Below are 21,121 nucleotides of genomic sequence, written 5' to 3' on the forward strand. Positions count from 1 at the left end.
CACCCTAGGGTATAAAAGTCCCATGCAGTACGAACAAGTTAATTAAACCCCGTGTCTACTTTATCGGGGTCAGATCAGATAGCTGATAGCTGATAGCTGATAGCTGATAGTTTGCAACTTACCTCCATTTTCCTACCATTCATCGTCCCCAAATGTCAGGCAGTGTAATGTTATGTAAAGTCAGTTGAGCAAAACTTAACGTGGTGCTTGAATTACACTCATAAATAGATGTTTTTCAGGTTTTTAGAATGAATTGGCAATATAAGCCGAGTTTATTGGCTTTAAGTGTAATTTTGCTAAGTGCATGTGCGAGCCAGCCGACTCACAATGAACGAGTTGCTGAGCTTGAGACAGTACCAAGTGCATGGCAGCAACTCCCTTCTAGCGACAAAGCGCTTGCTGTTGAAGATAACTGGTTGCAGCAATTACACGACCCTCAAGTTTTTACTTTAGTTGAGCAAGCATTAGCCCATAACCAAGCGATTTTACAAGCGGGCTATGATGTCGCGATTAAAGAGCAGCAGCTTATTGCCGCTGGGGCTGATTTATGGCCAAGCCTTGATTTATCAACACGTGCGAGCCGTAGTAAAGATAACCGCCCTGTTAGTTATAACAACGCCAGCTCAGCATCATTAGAATTAAGCTACGAAGTTGATTTATGGGGTAAATTATCAGCCTCAGAACGACAAGCAAATCTTGAATACCTAGCTGAAAAAGCCACATTTGCACAAAGCAAACAACAATTAGTCGCTGATGTGGTAGCGGGTTGGTTTGATGTTATTACGAATCACAAATTACTTGAACTATACAAGCAGCGTGAGCAAAACGCAGAAAAAAATTTAGATATTATTGAGTCAGGTTATCGCCAAGGTTTAAATGAAGCGCTTGATGTTTATCTTGCTCGGAATGAGCTAAATACTGAGCGCTCAAACATTGCCGCGCAGCAAGCAACGTTAACTAAATCAATTCGTGATTTAGAGCGTTTAACAGGCCAATACCCAACTGGCGCGTTAAGCGTTAGTGCAGATTTACCACTACTCGACAGTGCTATTCCACTTGGTTTACCTTCAGAGCTTATCACTCGCAAACCTGAGTTAATGGCAAGCTGGTATCAATTACTTAGCACCGATGCTGGGCTTGCTTATGCGCATAAACAGCGTTTTCCGAGCTTAAATCTTTCTGCATCAATCAGTGATAGCACAGATAGGGTGAGCGATTTATTTTCGCCATCAAGCTTAGCCTGGTCGCTGATTGGTAGTATTTCGATGCCGCTTTTTGAAGGTGGTCGCTTAAAAGCCAATGAAGAACAAGCAAGGTTAAACGTTAGGCGCCAAGAGCAGGCGTATCTTGCCACACTTTACGATGCCTTTAACGATGTTGAAACAGCCATCAGCCAAGAGCAAGCGCTTAAAGTACGCTACGAAAAAACCTTAGAAGCGCAAGAAAATGCCATTACCGCAGAGGCATTAGCGTTTGAACAATATCAAAGTGGTTTAGTTACCTACACCACGGTACTCGATGCACAAGACCGCTCGTTCAATGCGCAAAGTTCGGTAATCGAACTTAAAAACCAATTAATTATCAACAGAATCAACTTACATATTGCCCTTGGTGGTGATTTTAGTGAAGCAAACAGCGAAGTAGCAGAGCAATAATCATGAATAGCAAGACACGTAAAATTTTAATTCCATTGGTAGTGATCGTTGTGACGGTACTGCTTGTCATGTTTATTAAAGGCAACCCGCCTCAAGCAAACCGCTTTTCTTCACCGCCAAAAGCAAAAGTAAATGTGGCAGTTAAGAGCCTAACACCAGAAACCTATCAGGTGATGATTGATAGTTTTGGCACCGTAAAGCCACGTACGCAAAGTATGCTAGTCGCGCAGGCTTCAGGGCAAATTATCGAAATTAGTGAGCAATTTCGTGAAGGTGGCTTTTTCGAAAAAGGCGATGTGTTGTTGCAATTAGATGATAGAGATCACCGCGCCGAAGTAAAATCAGCACAAGCAGCTTTATTAACCGCTGAGCAAAGCCTACTTGAAGAGCAAGCTCGTGGTCGTCAAGCAATTACCGATTGGGAGCGATTAGGAAAGGGTGAACAAGCAAGTAGCCTGGTACTGCGTAAGCCACAACTTGCAGCAGCCGAAGCAAGTGTATTGTCTGCCCAAGCGACGCTTGAAAAAGCGAAACTTGATTTAGAGCGTACAAAAATCACTGCTCCATACGCGGGGCGAGTTTTAAGCCGCAGCGTAGATTTAGGGCAAGTGGTGAGTAATAACATGGAACTTGCCAGTATTTATGCGATTGACCGTGTTGAAATTCGCTTACCAATCAAAAATAAAGATCTGCCGTTCATTAACTTACCAGAACAATTTCGTGATGGTGCTAAAAATAGTGCCGGTTCACTCGTTAAATTTAGCTCAGATCTTGTTGGTAAACAGCAATGGCAAGGTCAAGTTAATCGCACCGAAGGTGCCATTGATGAAAGCGCGCAGCAGCTTTATGTGGTTGCACAAATTAATGACCCTTACAAAGCCACTTCAGCTAATCAATACCCAATTAAAATTGGTCAGTACATCAAAGCGCAAATTACCGGCAAGGCGATTGAAAATGCCATTGTGATCCCAAACAGTGCTATTTACCAAGGCACCTATGTTTATGTTGAAGAGCAAGGTGTGTTGCGTCGCAAAAACATCTCACTGGCTTGGCAAAACGCGACTCAAGCTATGGTTGCCGAAGGCTTATCAGCAGGAGATCACTTAGTGATTACGCCGCTTGGTCAAGTTAGCTCAGGTACCCAAGTGACGGTAATGGGAAGCGAAGCGTATCAAGCTACGCGTGATAAAGCACAGCGTCCAAGCCGTGAAGAGCTTGAAAAGCAAGCAAAAGAGCAAGGTATTACCGTTGAAAAATTAATTGAACAACGCCGCGCTGCTCGTAAGCAAGGAGCGCAATAATGATAGCTTGGTTTACAAAGAATCATGTTGCAGCAAACTTATTGCTGATCAGCATTTTATTAGCGGGGCTATTTAGCGTATCGACGCAAATACCACTTGAAGTGTTCCCATCATTTGAAGCAGACCGCATTAGTGTTAGCGTGACCCTACGTGGCTCGACACCTGAAGATGTTGAAAAAGGTGTCGCTATCCGTATTGAAGAAGCGGTGCAAGATCTCGAAGGCGTAAAGCGCATAACTAGCCGCTCATCAGAAGGCTCTGCCTCTGTATCAATTGAAGTCGATACCGGCTATGACCCACGGGAGCTATTAGCCGATATAAAAAGCCGGGTTGATGCCATTAATACTTTTCCGGTTGATGCCGAAAAACCGGTTGTAGCACTCGCGCAGCGCACTCGTGAAGTAATAGCGGTAACCGTGTCGAGTGAATACGGCGAAAAAGAAACCTTAGAATATGCCGAACATGTACGTGATGACTTATTACGCTTGCCAGAAATCACTCAGGTAGAGCTAAGTGGGGTGCGAGATTACGAAATTGCCATTGAAGTAAGCCAAGATACATTGCGCCAATATGATTTACGCTTATCGGACATTTCTTCAGCAATTAGTAATTCAAGTACCGATGTTTCTGCTGGTAACTTAAAAACGGAAGGGGGAGATGTACTCATCCGTTCAAAAGGCCAAGCCTATCGTAAAGATGAGTTTGCTCAAGTTGTGGTTAAATACCAAGCTGATGGTACCATTATTCGCCTAGGCGACATTGCCCGTATTACCGATGACTTCGAAGAAACCCCAGTTCGTACTCGCTTCAATGGTAAGCAAGCGGCGTTTATTGATGTGTATCGTATTGGTCCGCAAAGTGCGATTGAAGTTGCTGATGCGGTAAAAAATTACATTACCGAGCATCAAAGCCAGCTACCTGAAGGGTTTGAGTTAAGCTTTTGGGATGACGACTCTGAAATCGTGAAAAGCCGTATTGCGACGCTAACAACCAATGCTATTCAAGGTGGTATTTTAGTTCTTGCATTACTTACCTTGTTCTTGCGTCCTGCTATTGCGTTTTGGGTGTTTATTGGCATTCCAGTGTCGTTCATGGGTGCGTTTTTAGCGATGCCAATTTTTGGTATTACGCTCAATGTAATGAGTTTATTCGGCTTTATTTTGGTACTCGGTATTGTTGTTGATGATGCCATTGTGACCGGTGAAAACGTCTACACCCACCTAAAAACAGCCGAAAGTGGTGAGCAAGCTGCTATTCGTGGTACGCAAGAAGTTGCGACACCTGTTACCTTTGGTGTACTTACAACGGTTGCAGCATTTTTACCATTAGCCTTTATCGAAGGTAACCGTGGTGCCTTATTTGCGCAAATTCCTGTTGTCGTTATTCCAGTATTACTGTTCTCTTTAATTGAGTCTAAATTTGTTCTGCCGGCTCACTTAAAGTACTTAAAACTACGTAGTGAAAAAGCAAATCCGTCAAAACTGCAGCAGTTTCAGCAGCGTTTTGCCGATGGCTTTGAACACGCCATTATGAAGTACTATCAGCCGCTACTAAATGTTGCGCTAAAGAATAAATTAGCAACGGTCAGCTTGTTTGTAGGTATTTTCTTTATCATTTTGACTCTGATCACCAGCGGTTGGACAAAGTTTATATTCTTCCCGCGTATTCCAAGTGAAACTGTTCGCGCAGAGCTCACATTCCCTGCTGGAACACCGTTTGAAGTGACCAACAAATACATCATTGATATGTCAGATAAGGCCAAAGAGCTACAAGACAAGTATCGCGATGAAGATGGTCAAAGCGTGATTTTAAATATTTTGGCAACCACAGGTGGCCGTGGTGGTTCATCAAATACAGGTAGTGTGCGTTTTGAAATCACACCAGCCGAAAAACGCGAATCAGATATTGGCTCTCGTGAGCTTGCCAGTGAATGGCGTGACCTTATCGGTATTATACCGGGCGCAGAGAGTGTGACTTTCCGTGCTGAATTTGGTCGCAGTTCAGACCCTATTGATGTGCAGCTAAGCGGCAGCTCAATCGACACCCTTGAAGCTGTGGCAGAAAAGGTAAAAGAGCGTTTAGCAACTTACCCAACTGTGTACGAAATTGCTGATAGCATGTCAGATGGTAAAGACGAGCTGCAAATTGAGCTAACAGAGCAAGGTTTAGCACTTGGTTTAAACCGTGTTGATGTATCGCAGCAAGTGCGTAATTCGTTCTTTGGTGCGCAAGTTCAACGTATTCAACGTGGCCGCGATGATGTGCGTGTAATGGTGCGTTTGCCAATTGAAGAGCGCCGCTCAGTTGCTGATTTAACTGATATTTTAATTAAAACCCCAACGGGTGGCACAGTACCATTGTCGCATGTGGCGACCTTAGTACCGGGGCAAAGTCCATCGTCTATTTATCGTATTGATCGCTATCGTACGTTGAATGTGACAGCCGATGTTGAAAAATCAAATACCAATATGACGGTACTGCAAGCAGACTTAAAAACCTACTTAGATGAGCTAATGGTGCAATACCCGGGTGTTGATTACTCGCTCGAAGGTGAAGCTAAAGAGCAGCGAGAATCATTTGGTTCACTCGCTTGGGGTCTGGTGTTTGTATTCTTTATTATTTATGCGTTATTAGCGATACCGTTTAAATCATATATGCAGCCATTAATTGTGATGAGTGTTATTCCGTTTGGCATGATAGGTGCGGTAATGGGTCACTGGGTAATGGGCATGGAGTTAACCATTATGAGCCTACTTGGCATGTTAGCCTTGATAGGTGTTGTAGTGAATGATTCACTGGTATTGGTTGATTTTATCAATAAGAAGCGTGAAGAGGGCGGCGATTTACTTGAAACCGTTAAGCTTGCCGGTGCGGCACGCTTTCGCCCAGTAATGCTAACCAGTTTAACCACCTTTATTGGTTTAATGCCGCTGTTATTTGAAAAAGCAACACAAGCACAATTCCTTATTCCAATGGCGGTAAGCCTTGGCTTTGGGATTATCTTCGCAACGCTTATCACCTTACTATTAGTGCCAGTTAATTACCTATTAATGGAGCGCTTTCAGGGATTTTTTAAGTAGGGGTCGATAGGTTGAAAACATGTGTGTTGGGTAGAGTGAAATGAAGCCCAACACATAGGAGCTATCAGCTTTCAGAACAAAAAAGTTAGCGAGTTAGAAAGGGGAAAGAGTAAAGTTAGATTGTGCCAGCACATTGCTATGGCTAAACCCGGTGCCGTAGGCGTGAAATTTATTTCGCGCGGTATTTCTTAAATAACGGGTAAGTCGTAGGTCGGGCTTTAGCCCGTCAATTAAACGATTATGTGTCGTTATAAATGACGACATCTATATTATAGATATGAAATCGAGGCTAAGGCTGAAGTTGTGACTTTAGAGTTTAATAAAAAGTTGAATCTAAAAAATATTCAAAACCACTTAATCTTATTACTTCTTGGTTTGGTAGGGTTTTCGATTGCAATTTTAATGCCTTCAAAAGAGGCATTAGAAGTAAAACGGATTATAGTAATTGTTAGTTTTCCTTTGACGAGTTTATTTTTTGTTGTTTATTTGTTCAGGTTTTTAAGTTGGCCTAATACAATAGTCGTTCAAGAGTCATCACTTAAAATAGATAACAACATAATATCATTAGAAAATGTAAGTGATCTATATGTATCTAAATGCGGAGATTTTTTTAGCCTTTACATTGTAGATAAAAAAAGTAAAAAGGATTTTAAAGAAACTTATGTTACTAAGGCTAGTATTGAAGCTTTACGCCAATGTGAAAAGTTTGAGGAAGTCGCGGATAATGTTTTCTTGTTGAAAATAACTTAATAAGAGTTGGTGTTCCCCAAGTATGCGGTGCCCGGTGTCAGTCCTGAAACCTTGAGGTTTCAGGGCGGGGATCTGCGGTCTACCGTAGGCTTCTCGGTACATGCCGAGCTTGCACAATAGTAAACGAACAGAAACCCTAACATAAAATTTATCGGCTCAGGGACTTAACCAAGCTCCTGCACCCTAGGGAACACCTTCAGTATATAAGACAAGTTTCAATCCTTAAACCATAGAAGTAAAAAAAGCGGATCGTTCGCGTAGTTTTTCCCCACCTTTAACTGCTTATTTACTTTTCAGATTGCTTTTTGACCTCAATCATACAATTAATTGGAGTTGCGATTTATCGAGTGGTAGCATGGCGTTACTTAGCCGAACAAAGAAAAAGTTATGAGCACGTTACCTGATTACCAACAAGCCCAATTGTTATTAGAAAAGAATGAAATTTTTGTCGCACCAGCAGAAGCCCATGGTGTGATCAGTGGTTTATTAGCCTGTGGCATCAATATCGAAGCCGACGAATACTTAGGTTTATTAAGCGATGTATTCAATGATGGCTTAGCCTTCAATAAAGATTTAAAAGCATTTTTTGCTGATGTGTATTCTCAGGTTGTTGCCAGCTTCAGCGATGAAGAATTTCAATTTGACCTATTCTTACCAAGCGACGACGAAACACTGATCGATTTAGCCAATGGCTTAGTATCTTGGGTATCGGGTTTTATGCTTGGTTTTGGTTTAAAACAAAAAGATTACGGCAAGTTATCTGCTGATGTGAAAGAAGTGATCAGCGATTTTAGTGAAATTACCCGCCTAGACACCATGTTTGAAGAGACCGAAGAAGACAGCCAAGCACTGCACGAAGTGATTGAGTATGTACGTGTTTCTGCGCTGTTATGTTTTGCTGAATTAGGCAAAGAGCCTGCAGATAAAAAACCTAAGAAGACCCTTCACTAATCAAATTACAGAGGTTTAGCATGTCGTCTATTGCAATCGATAAAGCTGAATTTAAAGCCCGCCGCGAGCGCTTGCTTGCGATGATGGATAAAAATAGCGTGGCTATAATTCCTGCGGCAGGAGAAGTAACACGTAGCCGTGATACTGAATATGCATTTCGCCAAGACAGTGACTTTTTCTACCTAACTGGGTTTAACGAACCAGATGCGGTTTTAGTGCTTTGCCCGTCGAGCGATACACCAAGTACCCTAATTTGCCGTAACAAAGATAAACTAGCTGAAATTTGGCATGGCCGTAGAATTGGCTTTGAAAAAGCTAAATCTGAGTACTTATTCGACGCAACTTGCCCACTTAGTGAACTAGATGAACAATTATTAGATTTGGTGAACGGCCAGCAGATTTTATTTTATGCACAAGGCACTTACGCAAATTTCGATGCAAAGGTTTGGGATTTATTAAACACCCTTCGCGGCGCACCTAAAAAAGGCTATAAAGCCCCACATACCATTAAAGATATTCGTGGTTTAGTGCATGAAATGCGTTTGTTTAAATCTGACGCAGAATTAAACATTATGCGTACAGCGTGCGAAATTAGTGCGCAAGGCCATATTCGCGCTATGCAGTTTGCCAAACCTGGCGCAACTGAATATCAATTAGAAGCAGAGCTTCACCACCATTATGCAATGAATGGTGCCCGTCATCCTGCTTATGGCACGATTGTCGGCAGTGGCGACAACGCCAACATTTTGCACTACACACAAAATGACGCTGAGCTAAAAGATGGCGATTTAGTGTTAATTGATTCTGGCTGTGAACTTGAAGGTTATGCAGCGGATATCACACGAACTTTCCCAATCAATGGCAAGTTTAGCGAATCACAAGCGGCGCTTTACAACATTGTATTAGCAGCTCAAGAAGCAGCATTTAGCCAAGTAAAGCCAGGCGGTAGTTTATCGAAAGCGAATGAACTGGCCTCAACGGTATTAACACAAGGGCTTATTGATTTAGGCATTTTAACCGGTGAGCTTGATGAGCTAATGGCAAACCAAGCCTGCAAAGCGTTTTACATGCATGGCCTTGGTCACTGGCTTGGGTTAGATGTGCACGATGTTGGCGAATATAAGCTTGATGAAAAAGAGCGCGTATTTGAGCCGGGCATGGTGCTCACCATCGAGCCGGGTTTATATATTAGCGAAGATGCAAAAGCACCAGAGCAATATAAAGGCATCGGTATTCGTATTGAAGATAACTTACTTGTCACTGAAGATGGCCATGAAAACCTGACCATTTCGGTTCCAAAAACCATTAGTGACATTGAAGCAGTGATGCAAGCAAACAAAGGCTAGGAGCAAGCGTGGCAAAGCAGTTTGATGTTGTCATTATCGGCGGTGGAATGGCGGGTGCAAGTTGTGCACTGGGCCTAAAACAGAGCAATAAGCAGTTATCAATCGCTGTAATTGAAGCAAATGAAGTAAGCGCAGACTATCACCCAAGCTTTGATGATAGAAGCATTGCGCTGGCTCAGCAGTCTGTTCAGTACTTAAAATCAATCAATGCGTTTGATTGCCAAGCGCCATTTGCGGCAGCGATTGAAAAAGTCACTGTGTCTGACCGTGGTCATTTTGGTAAAACACATATTGATTGCCAAGAATATGGCCATGATGCCCTTGGTTATGTGGTTGAAGTGAACCCATTTGGGCGCAGCCTTCATCAGCAACTTACGCGTACTGATGTTAGTTTGTTTTGCCCTGATACGGTTGCCAAGCTTGAATACCAAAGCGATTTTGCCAATATCACGCTAAGCTCAGGCGAGCAGTTAAGCGCAAAGCTTGTGGTGATTGCCGATGGTGCTCATTCGCAAAGCCGTAAACTAGCTAATATAGAGTTTAATACTCGCGCTTATCAGCAAGCGGCGATTATTGCTAACATCGAAGTGGCTGGTGGTCATCATCATCATGCTTTTGAGCGTTTTACTGAGCACGGCCCAATGGCGTTGTTGCCAATGAGTAATAACCGATACTCACTGGTGTGGTGCATGGAGCCTGAGCAAATTGAGCAAACTATGGCGCTTGAAGACGATGCCTTTTTAGCTGCGTTACAAAAAGCATTTGGTTACTGCGGCGGCGCATTTAGTAAAGTGGGTATGCGTGCAAGTTATCCGCTTGTGTATGGTAAAGCAGAATCACTGAGCAGCCACCGTACGGTATTAATTGGTAATGCAGGGCATGCTATTCACCCAATTGCAGGGCAGGGCTTTAATCTAGGCCTGCGTGATGTGCAACTACTGTGTGATATGGCAAATAGAAGCGATCTTGGTGATTACGCCTTTACCCGTTATTACAGCCAAACTCGCAGTAAAGATATTACGACCGTGATGACACTCACAGACAGCCTAGTGCGTTTGTTCTCAAACTCATCGCGATTGCTTGCGCTGGGTCGCAGCATTGGCCTTTTCTCAATGGATTTATTCTCCTCGTTAAAAACCCCGCTGGCAAAACAGTTTATGGGTCAGGTTAAGCAAGGTAAACGGATATGAAACAAGCACAAGTTTGTATTGTCGGTGGTGGCTGTGTGGGCCTTACGCTAGCACTTGGTTTAGCAAAAGCAGATATCAGCGTTGTGGTGATTGATGCGAGTAAAAATCAAACCTTACCGGGTGATGATTATGCACTTCGCGTGAGCGCATTGAGCTTGGCTAGTCAGGGTTTATTTGAGTCATTAAATGTATGGCCAGAGATCATTAAACAACGTGCTACACCCTATACGTCGATGGATGTACGTGATCAAGACAGCTTTGGCAAAATTCATTTTGATCATAACGATCTCGACTTACCGCAGCTCGGTCATATCGTCGAAAACGACATTATTCGATACGCTTTAATTAGCGAACTTGAAAAGCAAAGTAATGCCACTTTATTGTTCGAAACCCGCTATCAGCAAATTCATCAAACCGACTCTGATGTGTTTATTACTCTAGAAAGCGGCGAGCCTGTGATTGCTAAATTATTAGTGGCGGCAGATGGTGCTAACTCGGCTATTCGCAAGCAGTTCAACATGCCAATTACTTTTAAAGATTATGACCATCACGCCATTGTTGCCACGGTTAAAACTGCCGATGAGCATAACAACACGGCACGCCAAGTGTTTTTACCAACCGGGCCGCTGGCGTTTTTACCCTTGCCAGATAAACACACGCACTCAATTGTATGGTCAACAAGCCCAGAGCATTGCGACACACTTTTAGCACTTGATGATAGTCACTTTAATAAAGCGGTTATGGCAGCCCTCGATGGCCAATGTGGTTTATGTGAAGTTCAAAGTGAGCGCATGGCGTTTCCACTTAAGATGCGTTATGCCCAGCAGTGGGTGTCGGGCAAAGTGGTTTTAATGGGCGATGCAGCGCATACTATTCATCCATTAGCCGGTTTAGGCATGAACCTTGGCCTAAAAGACGCCGCTTATTTAATTGAGCTATTAAGTAATGAGCAAGGCGAGTTTGCAAGTGCACGCACGCTGCGTGATTATGAACGTACTCGTAAGCTTGATGCGCAAAAGCACATAGCTATGATGCAAGGCTTAAAAGAGCTATTTTCAGGCGCTAATCCACTGAAAAAGCTTGTACGTGGTGTTGGTTTAAGCCTTGTAGACAACCTTGGCCCAATTAAACATTTGTTCGCAAAAGAAGCAATTGGTAAATAACGCCTAACTAGTTGTTACTATTTAGTTTAAGCCGCAGCTAAGCAATTAGCTGCGGCTTTTTTGCACTTATATGAACGCAAAATGATAGCGCTGTCATTTTTGTTAGTGTATGATTAAATTTTTGTGATTGGTATGGAAATTAAACAGCTCTGTTGAGTTGTATACTAAATTCCAACCAAATAAAAATAATTAAACTAAGAGAACAATTATGGAAGCAACGGTTGAGTGTGACAACAACACAAAACAAAGCATCTGGCTGCCAATGGTATTGGCCGGCTCAATGTTTTTTATCTTAGGGTGTATAACGTGGCTTAATGGTGCAATTACACCATTTTTGCAGCAAATGCTTGAGCTTTCGCCGTTACAAGCTTCGTTTATCATCTCTTCTTTTTATATTGCGGTAACAGTTGCCGGTATCCCATCGGCTATGCTGATCAAGCGCGTTGGTTATAAGAATGGTATGGCGATTGGCTGTGCGATTATGGCTTTATCGGCGCTGATGTATATTCCGGCTGCGAAACTGCAAATGATCGAAATATTCTTGTTCGCACAATTAATGATAGGTGTTGGACAAACCGTACTACAAACCGCTGTTAACCCATACGTGGTTAAAATGGGCTCTGAGAAATCAGCCGCTGTGCGCGTGTGTATCATGGGCTTATTAAACAAATTTGCGGGTGTTATTGTGCCTGTTATTTTTGCGGCTGTAGTAGTAAGCGGTGTGGTTGATGGCGCAGGTAAATTATCGCAAGAGCAAAAAGACATGATGGCGAACAGCCTGATTATGCCTTATGTGTTGATTGCTGCTTTAATCATGTTATTTGCTGCCTTTGCGAAATTTGCACCATTGCCTGACTTAGTGTTTGATGAAGACGAAACATCAAACGGCAAAGGGGAAATTAAAGAAACCCTAGCACACCCTCACTTAGTTTTAGGTGTGGTGGGTATTGCTTTATATGTTGCTGTTGAAGTTATTGCCGCAGACACCATCGGCTCGTACGCTTTACAAATTGGCGTTGCTGACTACTCAGTTATGACCTCTTACACCATGGCGTGTATGTTGATTGGTTACGCGATTGGTATTTTGACTATTCCACGCTTTATGAGCCAACAAACGGCATTATTAATGTCGGGTATTGCCGGTATTATCACTGTGTTGTTAGTGGTACTTGGTAGCAATGACTCGTTCATTATTTCAAACCTATTATTAGTGCCATTTGGTGGCCCACAATTACCAGACCCATTGTTATGCATTGCATTATTAGGCTTTGCTAATGCCATGGTTTGGCCTGCAATCTGGCCACTGGCTTTAGCTGGCTTAGGTCGCTTAACAGGCACTGCATCTGGCTTACTGATCATGGGTATTGCTGGTGGTGCACTTGGCCCATTATTAATCGGTTTAGGGAACGTAGCAGGCCTAGGCGCACAAGGCGCTTACATTGTGATGATCCCAAGTTATGTATTCATTTTATTCTACGCCTTAAAAGGCCATAAGATGAGAAGCTGGAAATAACCCAGCAAACTAATTTTTCAAGTTAGGCAAAGCCGCGGTACGCCCATCACCGCGGCTTTTTTGTGGGTAAACTAAAGCTAACAGCTTTCAGCCGTCAGCTATCAGATTGAAAACAAAGTAGCTGAAATGCTCACCTGTAGGCGTGAAACTTATTTCGCGCGATGAACATAAGAGCTATCAGCTTTCAGCCGTCAGCTATCAGATTGAAAAGTTAGCGAGTTAACAAGAGTAAAGGGGAAAGGTACGAGTTTCGAGGAACGAGATGCGAGTTGTAGGAGATGTATGGACTCCTCCCCCAAATAGGGTGAGTACGGTATAAAGAGATTGGACAATTACTTTTACCAATAAGGAATCCATACATGTCAAAATTTAACCTAATTAGTATCGACTTGGCAAAAAATGTTTTTCAAGTCGGTAAGTTTTTTTATCAAAACCTACAAAGTAATAAAGCGGTGAGCAGAAAAGAGCTACTGACCATACTCACCACCTCTCCTCGTTGTAAAGTTGTTATGGAATCATGTTGCGGTGCTCATTATTGGGCACGTAAAGCGCGTAGTGTTGGTCATGAAGTCGTGATTCTAGATCCTCGATTTGTCAAAGCATTTAGAGTTGGCCAGAAAACAGATGCAAATGATGTTATTGCAATAGCTGCGGCTTCTTTCTCACCCAATGTTCGCCCGTGTAAATCACTGACACAAGCACAACAAAGCTTACAGTCGATAGAGCGAATGCGTGCGTTAGCTGAAAAGCAGAAACGACAGCTAGCTAATCAAATCAGAGGCCTGTTACTTGAATTTGGGGTTGTAATCAAGCAATCAGAATGCGCGTTTAGGCAAGCTATCCCTGAGATTCTAGAGGACAGCGATAATGGATTAACCGTTGGTTTAAGGCAGTGTCTAGCTCAGTGCTATGAATTATTTAAAGCACAATCAACATTAAAAGAAACACTAAATGAGTTACTGACAGGTTTAGTAAAACAAGATGAGCAGTGTGAACGTTTACTGGCACTTGAGGGTGTCGGGCCTATCACAGCGGTTGGTTTATTAATAAGCTTAAGTGACACAGCCCATTTTACGAGTGGACGTAATGCGGCAGCCAATGTTGGTGTCACCCCTCGCCAACACTCAAGTGGTGGAAAAGTGCGAATAGGTCATATAGCCAAATACCGTGGCGAGATAACATTACGGAGTCACTTGTTTCTGGGAGCCAGAGCGGTCATCAGTCAGCTAAAGCATCGAGAACCAAAAACGAAAAAAGAACAATGGCTCAAAGCATTAGTTGAAAGACGGGGTGTGAAGTGTGCCGCCATTGCATTAGCAAATAAAACAGTTAGGACAGCGTATGCCATGCTGAAAAAGGGCACGAGTTATGAAACCAGTTTACTAGCCAATTAATATTTAGCCTTTGATAACAGAAACAACAGTATTGACCAAGAACCTGCGTTAAGCGGTTAGACCCACCCTTGATAGCCTGTAAAGTGCCTGGCGTGTTAAAACACCGAGTAGGAGAAGAGGCACAAGGGCGCGAATACATCAAAGGGCCGAGGTAGCTCCTCATTATGAGCCCGCATATAAGCACGCAGTCTGACAAAATTAACGAAGGGTATTGTGCAATAGGAGGAGTCCATATAAGGCACAAGGGCGCGAATACATCAAAGGGCCGAGGTAGCTCCTCATTATGAGCCCGCATATAAGCACGCAGTCTGACAAAATTAACGAAGGGTATTGTGCAATAGGAGGAGTCCATATAAGGCGTTTTAACGCCGATAAAAGAGATATTAGATATCAGTGGTTAGAAGTTAGATTAAAAACCCAACGAGTTAGCGAGTTTCGAGGGACGAGATACGAGTTATAGGAGGCGTTTTAATGCCGAAAAAAGTCGATTTGGTAGGATGACTCCTTTACGAATCCACAACAAACACTATGCTGTTAGCACCTAGCACCTAGCACCTAGCACCTAGCACCTAGCACCTAGCACCTAGCACCTAGCACCTAGCACCTAGCACCTAGCACCTAGCACCTAGCACCTAGCACCTAGCACCTAGCACCTAGCACCTAGCACCTAGCACCTAGCACCTAGCACCTAGCACCTTTAACCATTCCTACGCGATATAAAATCGCTGCCACAATTTTGAAAACTCGCAACTCGCAACTCGCAACTCGCAACTCGCAACTCTCACCCACAAAAAAGCCGTGGGACTTTCATCACACGGCTTTTGATATTTCGCTAAGTCGTTTTATTAGAACGAGTAGCTGTAACCTAGTTGTAGGGTACGTGGTTTACCTGGTTGAATACCGCCGTTTGCACGGTTTGCAACGTAGGTTTTGTCAAACAGGTTATCTACTGTTAGGTATACTTTTTGTTTGTCGTCGATTAGGTATTTAGCTGCTAAATCCCATACAACGCGGCTGTCGATTGCATTGCGACCTGAGTCTGTTAAGTCTGCGTGTGCATCAGACACATAACGCATTTGCGTATCGAATACGAAGCTTGAGAACTCAGCACCCATCGAAAGCGCTAATTGGTTTTCAGGCACGTATGGCATTGCATCGCCTTTTTCTACGCTACCCCAAAGATCTGATTCAAACGCATTGTCGAACTCAGAATCAGTGTAAGTGTAAGTTAAGCGAACAGGGAATGAAGCTGCTTTAGTAGCGAATACTTTACCAGCGCTTAGCTCAAAACCAGACACAGATACTTCACCGTAGTTGTATTGGTCGCCAATATTGTCATCGCTACAACCTACAGCCGCAGTACAGTTACCGTGCATGTTTGTGTAGTCAGAGTTAAAGTAAATTACTTCACCTTGAATGCCAGCGTAATCGTAACGACCACCTAGCTCAATGTTAACACTCTCTTCTTCTTCTTGGTCCGCATTACCCGGTGCTGCTGGTGCGTAACCTTTTTGAATACCAGCAAGAAGCGTTAGGTTGTCGCTTACTGTGTAAGTGGCACCTAGTGATGGTACTAAGATCTCAGTGTCGTTGCTGATATCTTTTGTTAAGCCATTTTCACGACTTGGATCAGACTTAGCCCATTCAACACGTTTGATTGTGATGTCTTCGTAGCGAAGACCCGCGCTAATGACTAATGCATCAAGTGACCACTCATCTTGAATGAAAAGGGTCGTTGCTTCAGCGCTATCTAAACGGTTGCTGTTTGAACCTGGAACGCCTTTTTCTGTAAGCGTCATTGATAGGTCTTGGTTAAGCGTGTACTTGTCTTCCCATTGGAAACGATCCATTTCATCTTCGTGGTAACGTGCACCAACTGTGATGTAGTGGTTGCCCGCAGGGATATGGAATTCAGTTTGTAAGCCTTTCGCTTGGTAATCACGGTTATTCGCTTTTACGCCAATATCTTCAATACCTTCGCTTGTTGGGTTTGCTTCAAACTCGCTGTATTGCTCAAGGTAGCTGCTGCTTACTTTGCTTGCTTTATACCAGTTACGGTGGAAGTCGTTTAGGTAAGCTGTAGCAAGTAGCTCGTAACCTTTACCAAAACGATATGCATAGTTGATTTGGTATGCATTGTGTTGTGTGTTCATTTCATCGTTTTGCGATGCTGCATAACGACGGTAAGGGTTTTCTTGGTAATCAGCGTCAGTTAAGCCCATGTAAGTTTCGTCAGAGCGTTCGTCTGAGTACTTTAACTTCATTTCTAGGCTGTGTGCTTCGTTATCACCAAAGTCAAAACCAAACTTTAATAAGAAATCATTCTTTTCGAAGCCAGTGTTGTCGCTACCAACTGGTAAATCTTTAAAGCCATCAGCACCGTAAGTGAATACTTCTACAAGGCCCGCAGCATTGTTTTTCTTTTTACCGAAGTAAGCATGACCTTTGTAGAAACCGTCGCTACCAAGTTCAGCATTAAGTAAACCTTTAGACCCTTCAGTTGGTAAGCTACGAGAAACTAAGTTTAAAACACCGCCTGTTGTACGTGGGCCATACTTAACAGACGCTGCACCTTTAAGTACTTCGATAGACTCCATACGACCCATAGTAGGGAAGTAGTAAGCAGAAGGCGCTGAGTAAGGTGCTGGTGCTACAAGTACACCATCTTCCATTACTGAGATTTTGTCGTTACGACCTGTACCCGTACCACGCATACCGATGTTAGGACGAAGGCCATAGCCGTCTTCTTCTTGTACATATACACCCGGTACAGCACTTAAAACACGTGAGATATCAGTATATTCAAACTTTTCTAGTTCTTGCTCATCAATAAAAGTAGCAGAGCCAGGAATATCGTTAATTGCAGATGCAGAGCCAATTACAGTGATTTGCTCGAAGTTCTTCTCTTCTTTAGTTACATCTTTTGCAAAAGCATTAGCGCTTAAAGATAAAGCGACCGCAGTCGAAAGCGTAGAAACAATAAACTTAGGTGTCATTGTGAGTCCTGTATATGTTTAGATATTTTTAACAGGCGCAATTAAAACATGTAAAAAAATGCGAATCAATCCTATTTGTAATAAAACAGGTCTGAACTGTAAGTTCATGAATTGAAGGGGTTATAAGGAATACAGTAGTATTGTATTACGATATTGAGTTTTGGTTTGGTGTTAAGTAAAACTTAATGAGTGCAGCTGTCAGCTCGTAGGTTGGTTAGAGCGGAGCGAAACCCAACTTTGGAGCTATCAGCTTTCAGCCGTCAGCTATCAGATTGAAAAAGTTAGCGAGTTAGAAAGAGTAAAGGGGAAAGTTTGCGAGATACGAGGAACGAGATGCGAGTTGTAGGAGTTTTAACGCCGAAAAAATGGAGATATTAGATAACTGTGGTTAGAAGTTTGATTAAAACAACAGAGCTGTAAGCTTTAAGCTATAAGTCAGATCAGCCTGCACGCAGTTTCAGTGAAATGCATACCCGTAGGCGTGAAATTTATTTCGCGCGATGCTTATCTAAACCACAGAAGCAAGATGTAGGTCGGGCTTTAGCCCGTCAATGTTAGCGATTATGTGTCGCCATAAATGACGACTTACAGTGCTTAACTCATTAGCTCGTAGGTTGGTTAGAGCGGAGCGAAACCCAACGTTTGGAGCCGTCAGGTATCAGATTGAAAGTTTGCGAGATACGAGGAACGAGATGCGAGGTGTAGGAGGCGTTTTAACGCCGAAAAAAGTAAAGGGGAAGGTATTCCAACCCAAAAAAAATATTCTGTTAGCCCCTAGCCCCTAGCCCCTAGCCCCTAGCCCCTAGCCCCTAGCACCATTCCTACGCGATATAAAATCGCGGCTACAATCTTGCTAACTCGCTAACTCGCTAACTCGCTAACTCGCACCTCGCTAACTCACACCTACGTCAAACGTAGGGCGATGAATTCGGCGAGTTTGTCTACGGCGGTGCCGGGGTCGTCGGTGCGTTTAATTAAACTAATACCGATTTGACCAAGCTCGGGGAGGTCTTTGGTTTGTATTTGGTAGTTAAGCTCATTCGGTACGGTGCTTTTTGCGAGTACCGTAATGCCTAAGCCTTCTTTTAACGCCGCAGTTAGGCCGGTTAAGTCGGCATTACTGTAGGCAATGCGGTATTTAATACCCGCACTTTGTAGCGCCTCGATTGCGCGGCGGCGATAAATACATCCCTCGGGGGCGGTTACAAGCGTTACCACATCGTTTTGTGCCAGGTTTAAATCACCCACCCATACTAGTTGGTCTTGCATAAAAATAGGGAACTTAGCTGATTCAAGCTCTTCGTTTAATGCCAATACTAAATCGAATTGATCTTGGCGCGAGACCGACAACAAATGCTTACTCAAACGAGAGCGCACTTCGAGCGACACGTCAGGGTAGAGGGCCACAAAGTCACCTATGATCGAAGGTAGAATACGTGCAGCAAATTCACTAGGGATCCCCAAGCGCACTTTACCGGTCACGTTTTCGCTGGTGAACTGCTGCAAAATGGCATCGTTTTGTTGCAGCATTTGCTTTGCTAATGGCATGAGCAGTTCGCCATATTGATTAAGCACTTGGCGCTGACCTTGCTTTTTAAACAGCTTATGGCCCAGCATGTCTTCAAGGCGCTTTATTTGTAAGCTCACAGCCGGTTGCGATAGCCCTAATAATTCACCCGCTTTGGCAAACCCGCCAACTTCAACAACAGTGACTAAAGTACGTAAACTATCGGTAGAAATGTTTTTCATTAAAAAATTCTATTTATAGGGCTATGTATATAAGCATTATTTATCAATTGATAAATAATTACAATTTGTTGTTGCCAGCACGGCGCAATATACTTCAAGCATTAACGATTGATAGGTGTCACATATGACTTTTACGCCAATAATGTTTGCTCGCCACAGCCAAGCTGAGACCCCAGCAGACAACGTGCTACAAGCTAATAGCGATACTGCCATTATGGATTTTAGTGGCACTGAAGCAATCCCATTTTTAACGGCTATTTTAGGTCTTGATATTAATAAGCTAACTGCCAGCGGTTTAGGCTTACGTAGTTCATTAGACGATGACCTAACAAGCAGCTACGCTTATGCCCTGTATTACTTTAACGAAACTGCATTTCGTTTTGTATTAGGTAAAGATGCCAGCGTGCAATTACAGTCGCTTATTAATGAGCAACAACTACGTTACGACATTGATTATGTAATGCGTGACGATTTAAGCGCACTAACCCTAAGTGGTGAGCAAGCGTTTGATGCTTTGGTTGACAGCTTTAAGCTAACGCCGGGACTGCGTTTATCAGACATGCGCAGCTGCTATGGTGCACAAAGCGGTGAGGTATTTATTACCGCCATAGATAACCAAGCAACACAGCAATTTCAGCTGGTGGCGCGCCAAGCAGAGCTTGATAAATGGCAAACGCACTTGCAGCAGCTCGGCTTTGATTTAGCCTTAGCCAACGTTGCTTAAAACATAAAATTTTTAAAACAGCTACGCACTTGGGTGTTTAGCTGTTTTTTAGTTACAAAATCGCAATTTGGGTGTGACAACTGTGCAACTAATGTATAATCGCCGCCCATGTTATTCCCCCTCATTAAATTGAGGCCACGCCCCACAACTTGTGGGTTAATTTAAAAGTGAAGGAATATTATGACTTCTAAAACAGTTTTACATGCTAAGCACCTTGAAGCTGGCGCAAAAATGGTTGATTTCCACGGCTGGGAAATGCCAATCAACTACGGCTCACAAATCGAAGAGCATAATGCGGTTCGCACAGATGCAGGTATGTTTGACGTATCTCACATGACTATTGTCGATATTCAAGGCGAGCAAGCACAAGCGTTCTTACGTAAGCTAGTTGCAAACGACGTTGCTAAGTTAACTGTACCAGGTAAAGCACTTTACACAGGTATGCTTAACGAAGAAGGCGGCGTAATCGACGACCTAATCATCTATTTCTTCTCAGAAACGAACTACCGTTTAGTAGTTAACTCAGCAACACGTGAAAAAGATTTAGCGCACTTAGCTAAAGTTTCGGCTGATTTCGCCGTAACGGTTACTGAGCGTCCAGAGTTTGCAATGATTGCCGTTCAAGGCCCTAACGCACGTGCTAAAACAGCAACAGTACTTAACGCAGAGCAACAAGCTGCTGTTGAAGGTATGAAGCCTTTCTTTGGTGTGCAAGCAGGTGATTTATTTATTGCGACAACAGGCTATACTGGCGAAGATGGTTATGAAATCGTAGTACCTAACGATCAAGCTGCTGATTTATGGCAACAGCTTCTAGACGCAGGTGTAGCGCCAGCAGGTCTAGGTGCACGTGATACGTTACGTCTTGAAGCGGGTATGAACCTTTACGGCCTAGATATGGACGAAAGTGTTTCTCCACTTGCTGCAAACATGGCGTGGACAATCGCATGGGAGCCAGAAGATCGTAAGTTTATCGGTCGTGAAGTATTAGAGCAGCAACGCGCTGACAAGAGCACAGACAAACTAGTTGGTTTAGTGCTTGAAGAAAAAGGCGTATTGCGTAGCGGTTTAAAAGTCATCGTTGAAGGTGGTGAAGGGGTGATTACCTCTGGTACATTCTCACCAACCCTTGGTCACAGTGTTGCGCTAGCACGCGTTCCGCGTTCAACTGGCGAAACAGCCCAAGTAGAGATGCGTAAAAAACTGGTTAACGTTAAGGTTGTTAAACCTTGCTTTGTACGTAACGGCAAATCAGTTATCTAAACTATAAAAAATTTGGTGTTATCACCCAATATAAACCAAAGGAACA

Annotated in this window: 14 protein-coding genes and 1 other RNA gene; 12 read left to right on the forward strand and 3 right to left on the reverse strand. The window is 43.3% G+C overall.

Going from position 1 to position 21,121, the window contains the following annotated elements:
* The first annotated feature begins 248 nt into the window (after positions 1 to 248).
* The 4 genes from NO991_RS10340 (at position 249) to NO991_RS10355 (ending at position 6,786) form a co-directional block, all read left to right on the forward strand.
* The gene (locus NO991_RS10340; RefSeq protein ID WP_294412557.1) at positions 249 to 1,655 is read left to right on the forward strand and encodes an efflux transporter outer membrane subunit; all 1,407 of its coding nucleotides are present in this window, start codon (positions 249 to 251) and stop codon (positions 1,653 to 1,655) included.
* 2 nt (positions 1,656 to 1,657) lie between these two features.
* Complete coding sequence (locus NO991_RS10345; protein WP_371351982.1) at positions 1,658 to 2,956, forward strand: efflux RND transporter periplasmic adaptor subunit; 1,299 nt, start codon at positions 1,658 to 1,660, stop codon at positions 2,954 to 2,956.
* Positions 2,956 to 6,036, forward strand: a complete 3,081-nt coding sequence (locus NO991_RS10350; RefSeq protein ID WP_300361152.1) for an efflux RND transporter permease subunit — start codon at positions 2,956 to 2,958, stop codon at positions 6,034 to 6,036. The genes NO991_RS10345 and NO991_RS10350 overlap by 1 nt, the downstream gene beginning before the upstream one ends.
* A gap of 303 nt (positions 6,037 to 6,339) precedes the next feature.
* A complete protein-coding gene (locus NO991_RS10355; protein WP_235373917.1) occupies positions 6,340 to 6,786 on the forward strand; it encodes a hypothetical protein in 447 nt (148 codons plus the stop codon).
* Between the two features lie 9 nt (positions 6,787 to 6,795).
* Here NO991_RS10355 and ssrS read toward each other — a convergent pair.
* Positions 6,796 to 6,979: non-coding RNA, 6S RNA (gene ssrS / locus NO991_RS10360), on the reverse strand.
* A gap of 194 nt (positions 6,980 to 7,173) precedes the next feature.
* On the opposite strand from ssrS, the gene NO991_RS10365 reads away from it, so the two are divergent.
* The 6 genes from NO991_RS10365 (at position 7,174) to NO991_RS10390 (ending at position 14,343) form a co-directional block, all read left to right on the forward strand.
* Complete coding sequence (locus tag NO991_RS10365) at positions 7,174 to 7,737, forward strand: UPF0149 family protein (protein WP_300361148.1); 564 nt, start codon at positions 7,174 to 7,176, stop codon at positions 7,735 to 7,737.
* 20 nt (positions 7,738 to 7,757) lie between these two features.
* Complete coding sequence (gene pepP / locus NO991_RS10370; RefSeq protein WP_300361145.1) at positions 7,758 to 9,083, forward strand: Xaa-Pro aminopeptidase; 1,326 nt, start codon at positions 7,758 to 7,760, stop codon at positions 9,081 to 9,083.
* 8 nt (positions 9,084 to 9,091) lie between these two features.
* The gene (gene ubiH / locus NO991_RS10375; RefSeq protein WP_300581291.1) at positions 9,092 to 10,273 is read left to right on the forward strand and encodes a 2-octaprenyl-6-methoxyphenyl hydroxylase; all 1,182 of its coding nucleotides are present in this window, start codon (positions 9,092 to 9,094) and stop codon (positions 10,271 to 10,273) included.
* Positions 10,270 to 11,436 carry an FAD-dependent monooxygenase gene (locus NO991_RS10380; protein WP_371351983.1) on the forward strand — a complete coding sequence of 389 codons (1,167 nt, stop codon included), beginning with the start codon at positions 10,270 to 10,272 and terminating at the stop codon, positions 11,434 to 11,436. The genes ubiH and NO991_RS10380 overlap by 4 nt, the downstream gene beginning before the upstream one ends.
* 208 nt (positions 11,437 to 11,644) lie before the next feature.
* Complete coding sequence (nagP, locus tag NO991_RS10385) at positions 11,645 to 12,949, forward strand: N-acetylglucosamine MFS transporter NagP (RefSeq protein ID WP_287203637.1); 1,305 nt, start codon at positions 11,645 to 11,647, stop codon at positions 12,947 to 12,949.
* A 359-nt stretch (positions 12,950 to 13,308) separates the two neighbouring features.
* Positions 13,309 to 14,343, forward strand: a complete 1,035-nt coding sequence (locus NO991_RS10390) for an IS110 family transposase (protein WP_371351984.1) — start codon at positions 13,309 to 13,311, stop codon at positions 14,341 to 14,343.
* Positions 14,344 to 15,188: 845 nt separating this feature from the next.
* On the opposite strand, the gene NO991_RS10395 is transcribed toward NO991_RS10390, so the two are convergent.
* Both NO991_RS10395 and NO991_RS10400 read right to left on the reverse strand, forming a co-directional pair.
* Positions 15,189 to 17,339, reverse strand: a complete 2,151-nt coding sequence (locus NO991_RS10395) for a TonB-dependent receptor domain-containing protein (RefSeq protein ID WP_235378316.1) — start codon at positions 17,337 to 17,339, stop codon at positions 15,189 to 15,191.
* Between the two features lie 903 nt (positions 17,340 to 18,242).
* Positions 18,243 to 19,088, reverse strand: coding sequence for a LysR family transcriptional regulator (locus NO991_RS10400; RefSeq protein ID WP_054551321.1), 846 nt, complete (start codon positions 19,086 to 19,088; stop codon positions 18,243 to 18,245).
* A 124-nt stretch (positions 19,089 to 19,212) separates the two neighbouring features.
* On the opposite strand from NO991_RS10400, the gene NO991_RS10405 reads away from it, so the two are divergent.
* Positions 19,213 to 19,812 (forward strand): hypothetical protein, encoded by a 600-nt coding sequence (locus NO991_RS10405; protein ID WP_054560756.1) that lies wholly within the window; start codon positions 19,213 to 19,215, stop codon positions 19,810 to 19,812.
* A gap of 180 nt (positions 19,813 to 19,992) precedes the next feature.
* The gene (gene gcvT, locus NO991_RS10410) at positions 19,993 to 21,075 is read left to right on the forward strand and encodes a glycine cleavage system aminomethyltransferase GcvT (RefSeq protein WP_054560755.1); all 1,083 of its coding nucleotides are present in this window, start codon (positions 19,993 to 19,995) and stop codon (positions 21,073 to 21,075) included.
* Positions 21,076 to 21,121 lie beyond the last annotated feature (46 nt).

Source organism: Pseudoalteromonas sp. DY56-GL22 (genome assembly GCF_041414715.1).
In the GTDB taxonomy this organism is placed as follows: domain Bacteria; phylum Pseudomonadota; class Gammaproteobacteria; order Enterobacterales; family Alteromonadaceae; genus Pseudoalteromonas; species Pseudoalteromonas simplex.

Coding starts and splice junctions, on each gene's coding strand:
- NO991_RS10340 (WP_294412557.1), top strand. CDS start 249: ATGAATTGGCAATATAAGCCGAGTTTATTGGCTTTAAGTGTAATTTTG.
- NO991_RS10345 (WP_371351982.1), top strand. CDS start 1,658: ATGAATAGCAAGACACGTAAAATTTTAATTCCATTGGTAGTGATCGTT.
- NO991_RS10350 (WP_300361152.1), top strand. CDS start 2,956: ATGATAGCTTGGTTTACAAAGAATCATGTTGCAGCAAACTTATTGCTG.
- NO991_RS10365 (WP_300361148.1), top strand. CDS start 7,174: ATGAGCACGTTACCTGATTACCAACAAGCCCAATTGTTATTAGAAAAG.
- pepP (WP_300361145.1), top strand. CDS start 7,758: ATGTCGTCTATTGCAATCGATAAAGCTGAATTTAAAGCCCGCCGCGAG.
- NO991_RS10380 (WP_371351983.1), top strand. CDS start 10,270: ATGAAACAAGCACAAGTTTGTATTGTCGGTGGTGGCTGTGTGGGCCTT.
- nagP (WP_287203637.1), top strand. CDS start 11,645: ATGGAAGCAACGGTTGAGTGTGACAACAACACAAAACAAAGCATCTGG.
- NO991_RS10390 (WP_371351984.1), top strand. CDS start 13,309: ATGTCAAAATTTAACCTAATTAGTATCGACTTGGCAAAAAATGTTTTT.
- NO991_RS10395 (WP_235378316.1), bottom strand. CDS start 17,339: ATGACACCTAAGTTTATTGTTTCTACGCTTTCGACTGCGGTCGCTTTA.
- NO991_RS10400 (WP_054551321.1), bottom strand. CDS start 19,088: ATGAAAAACATTTCTACCGATAGTTTACGTACTTTAGTCACTGTTGTT.
- NO991_RS10405 (WP_054560756.1), top strand. CDS start 19,213: ATGACTTTTACGCCAATAATGTTTGCTCGCCACAGCCAAGCTGAGACC.
- gcvT (WP_054560755.1), top strand. CDS start 19,993: ATGACTTCTAAAACAGTTTTACATGCTAAGCACCTTGAAGCTGGCGCA.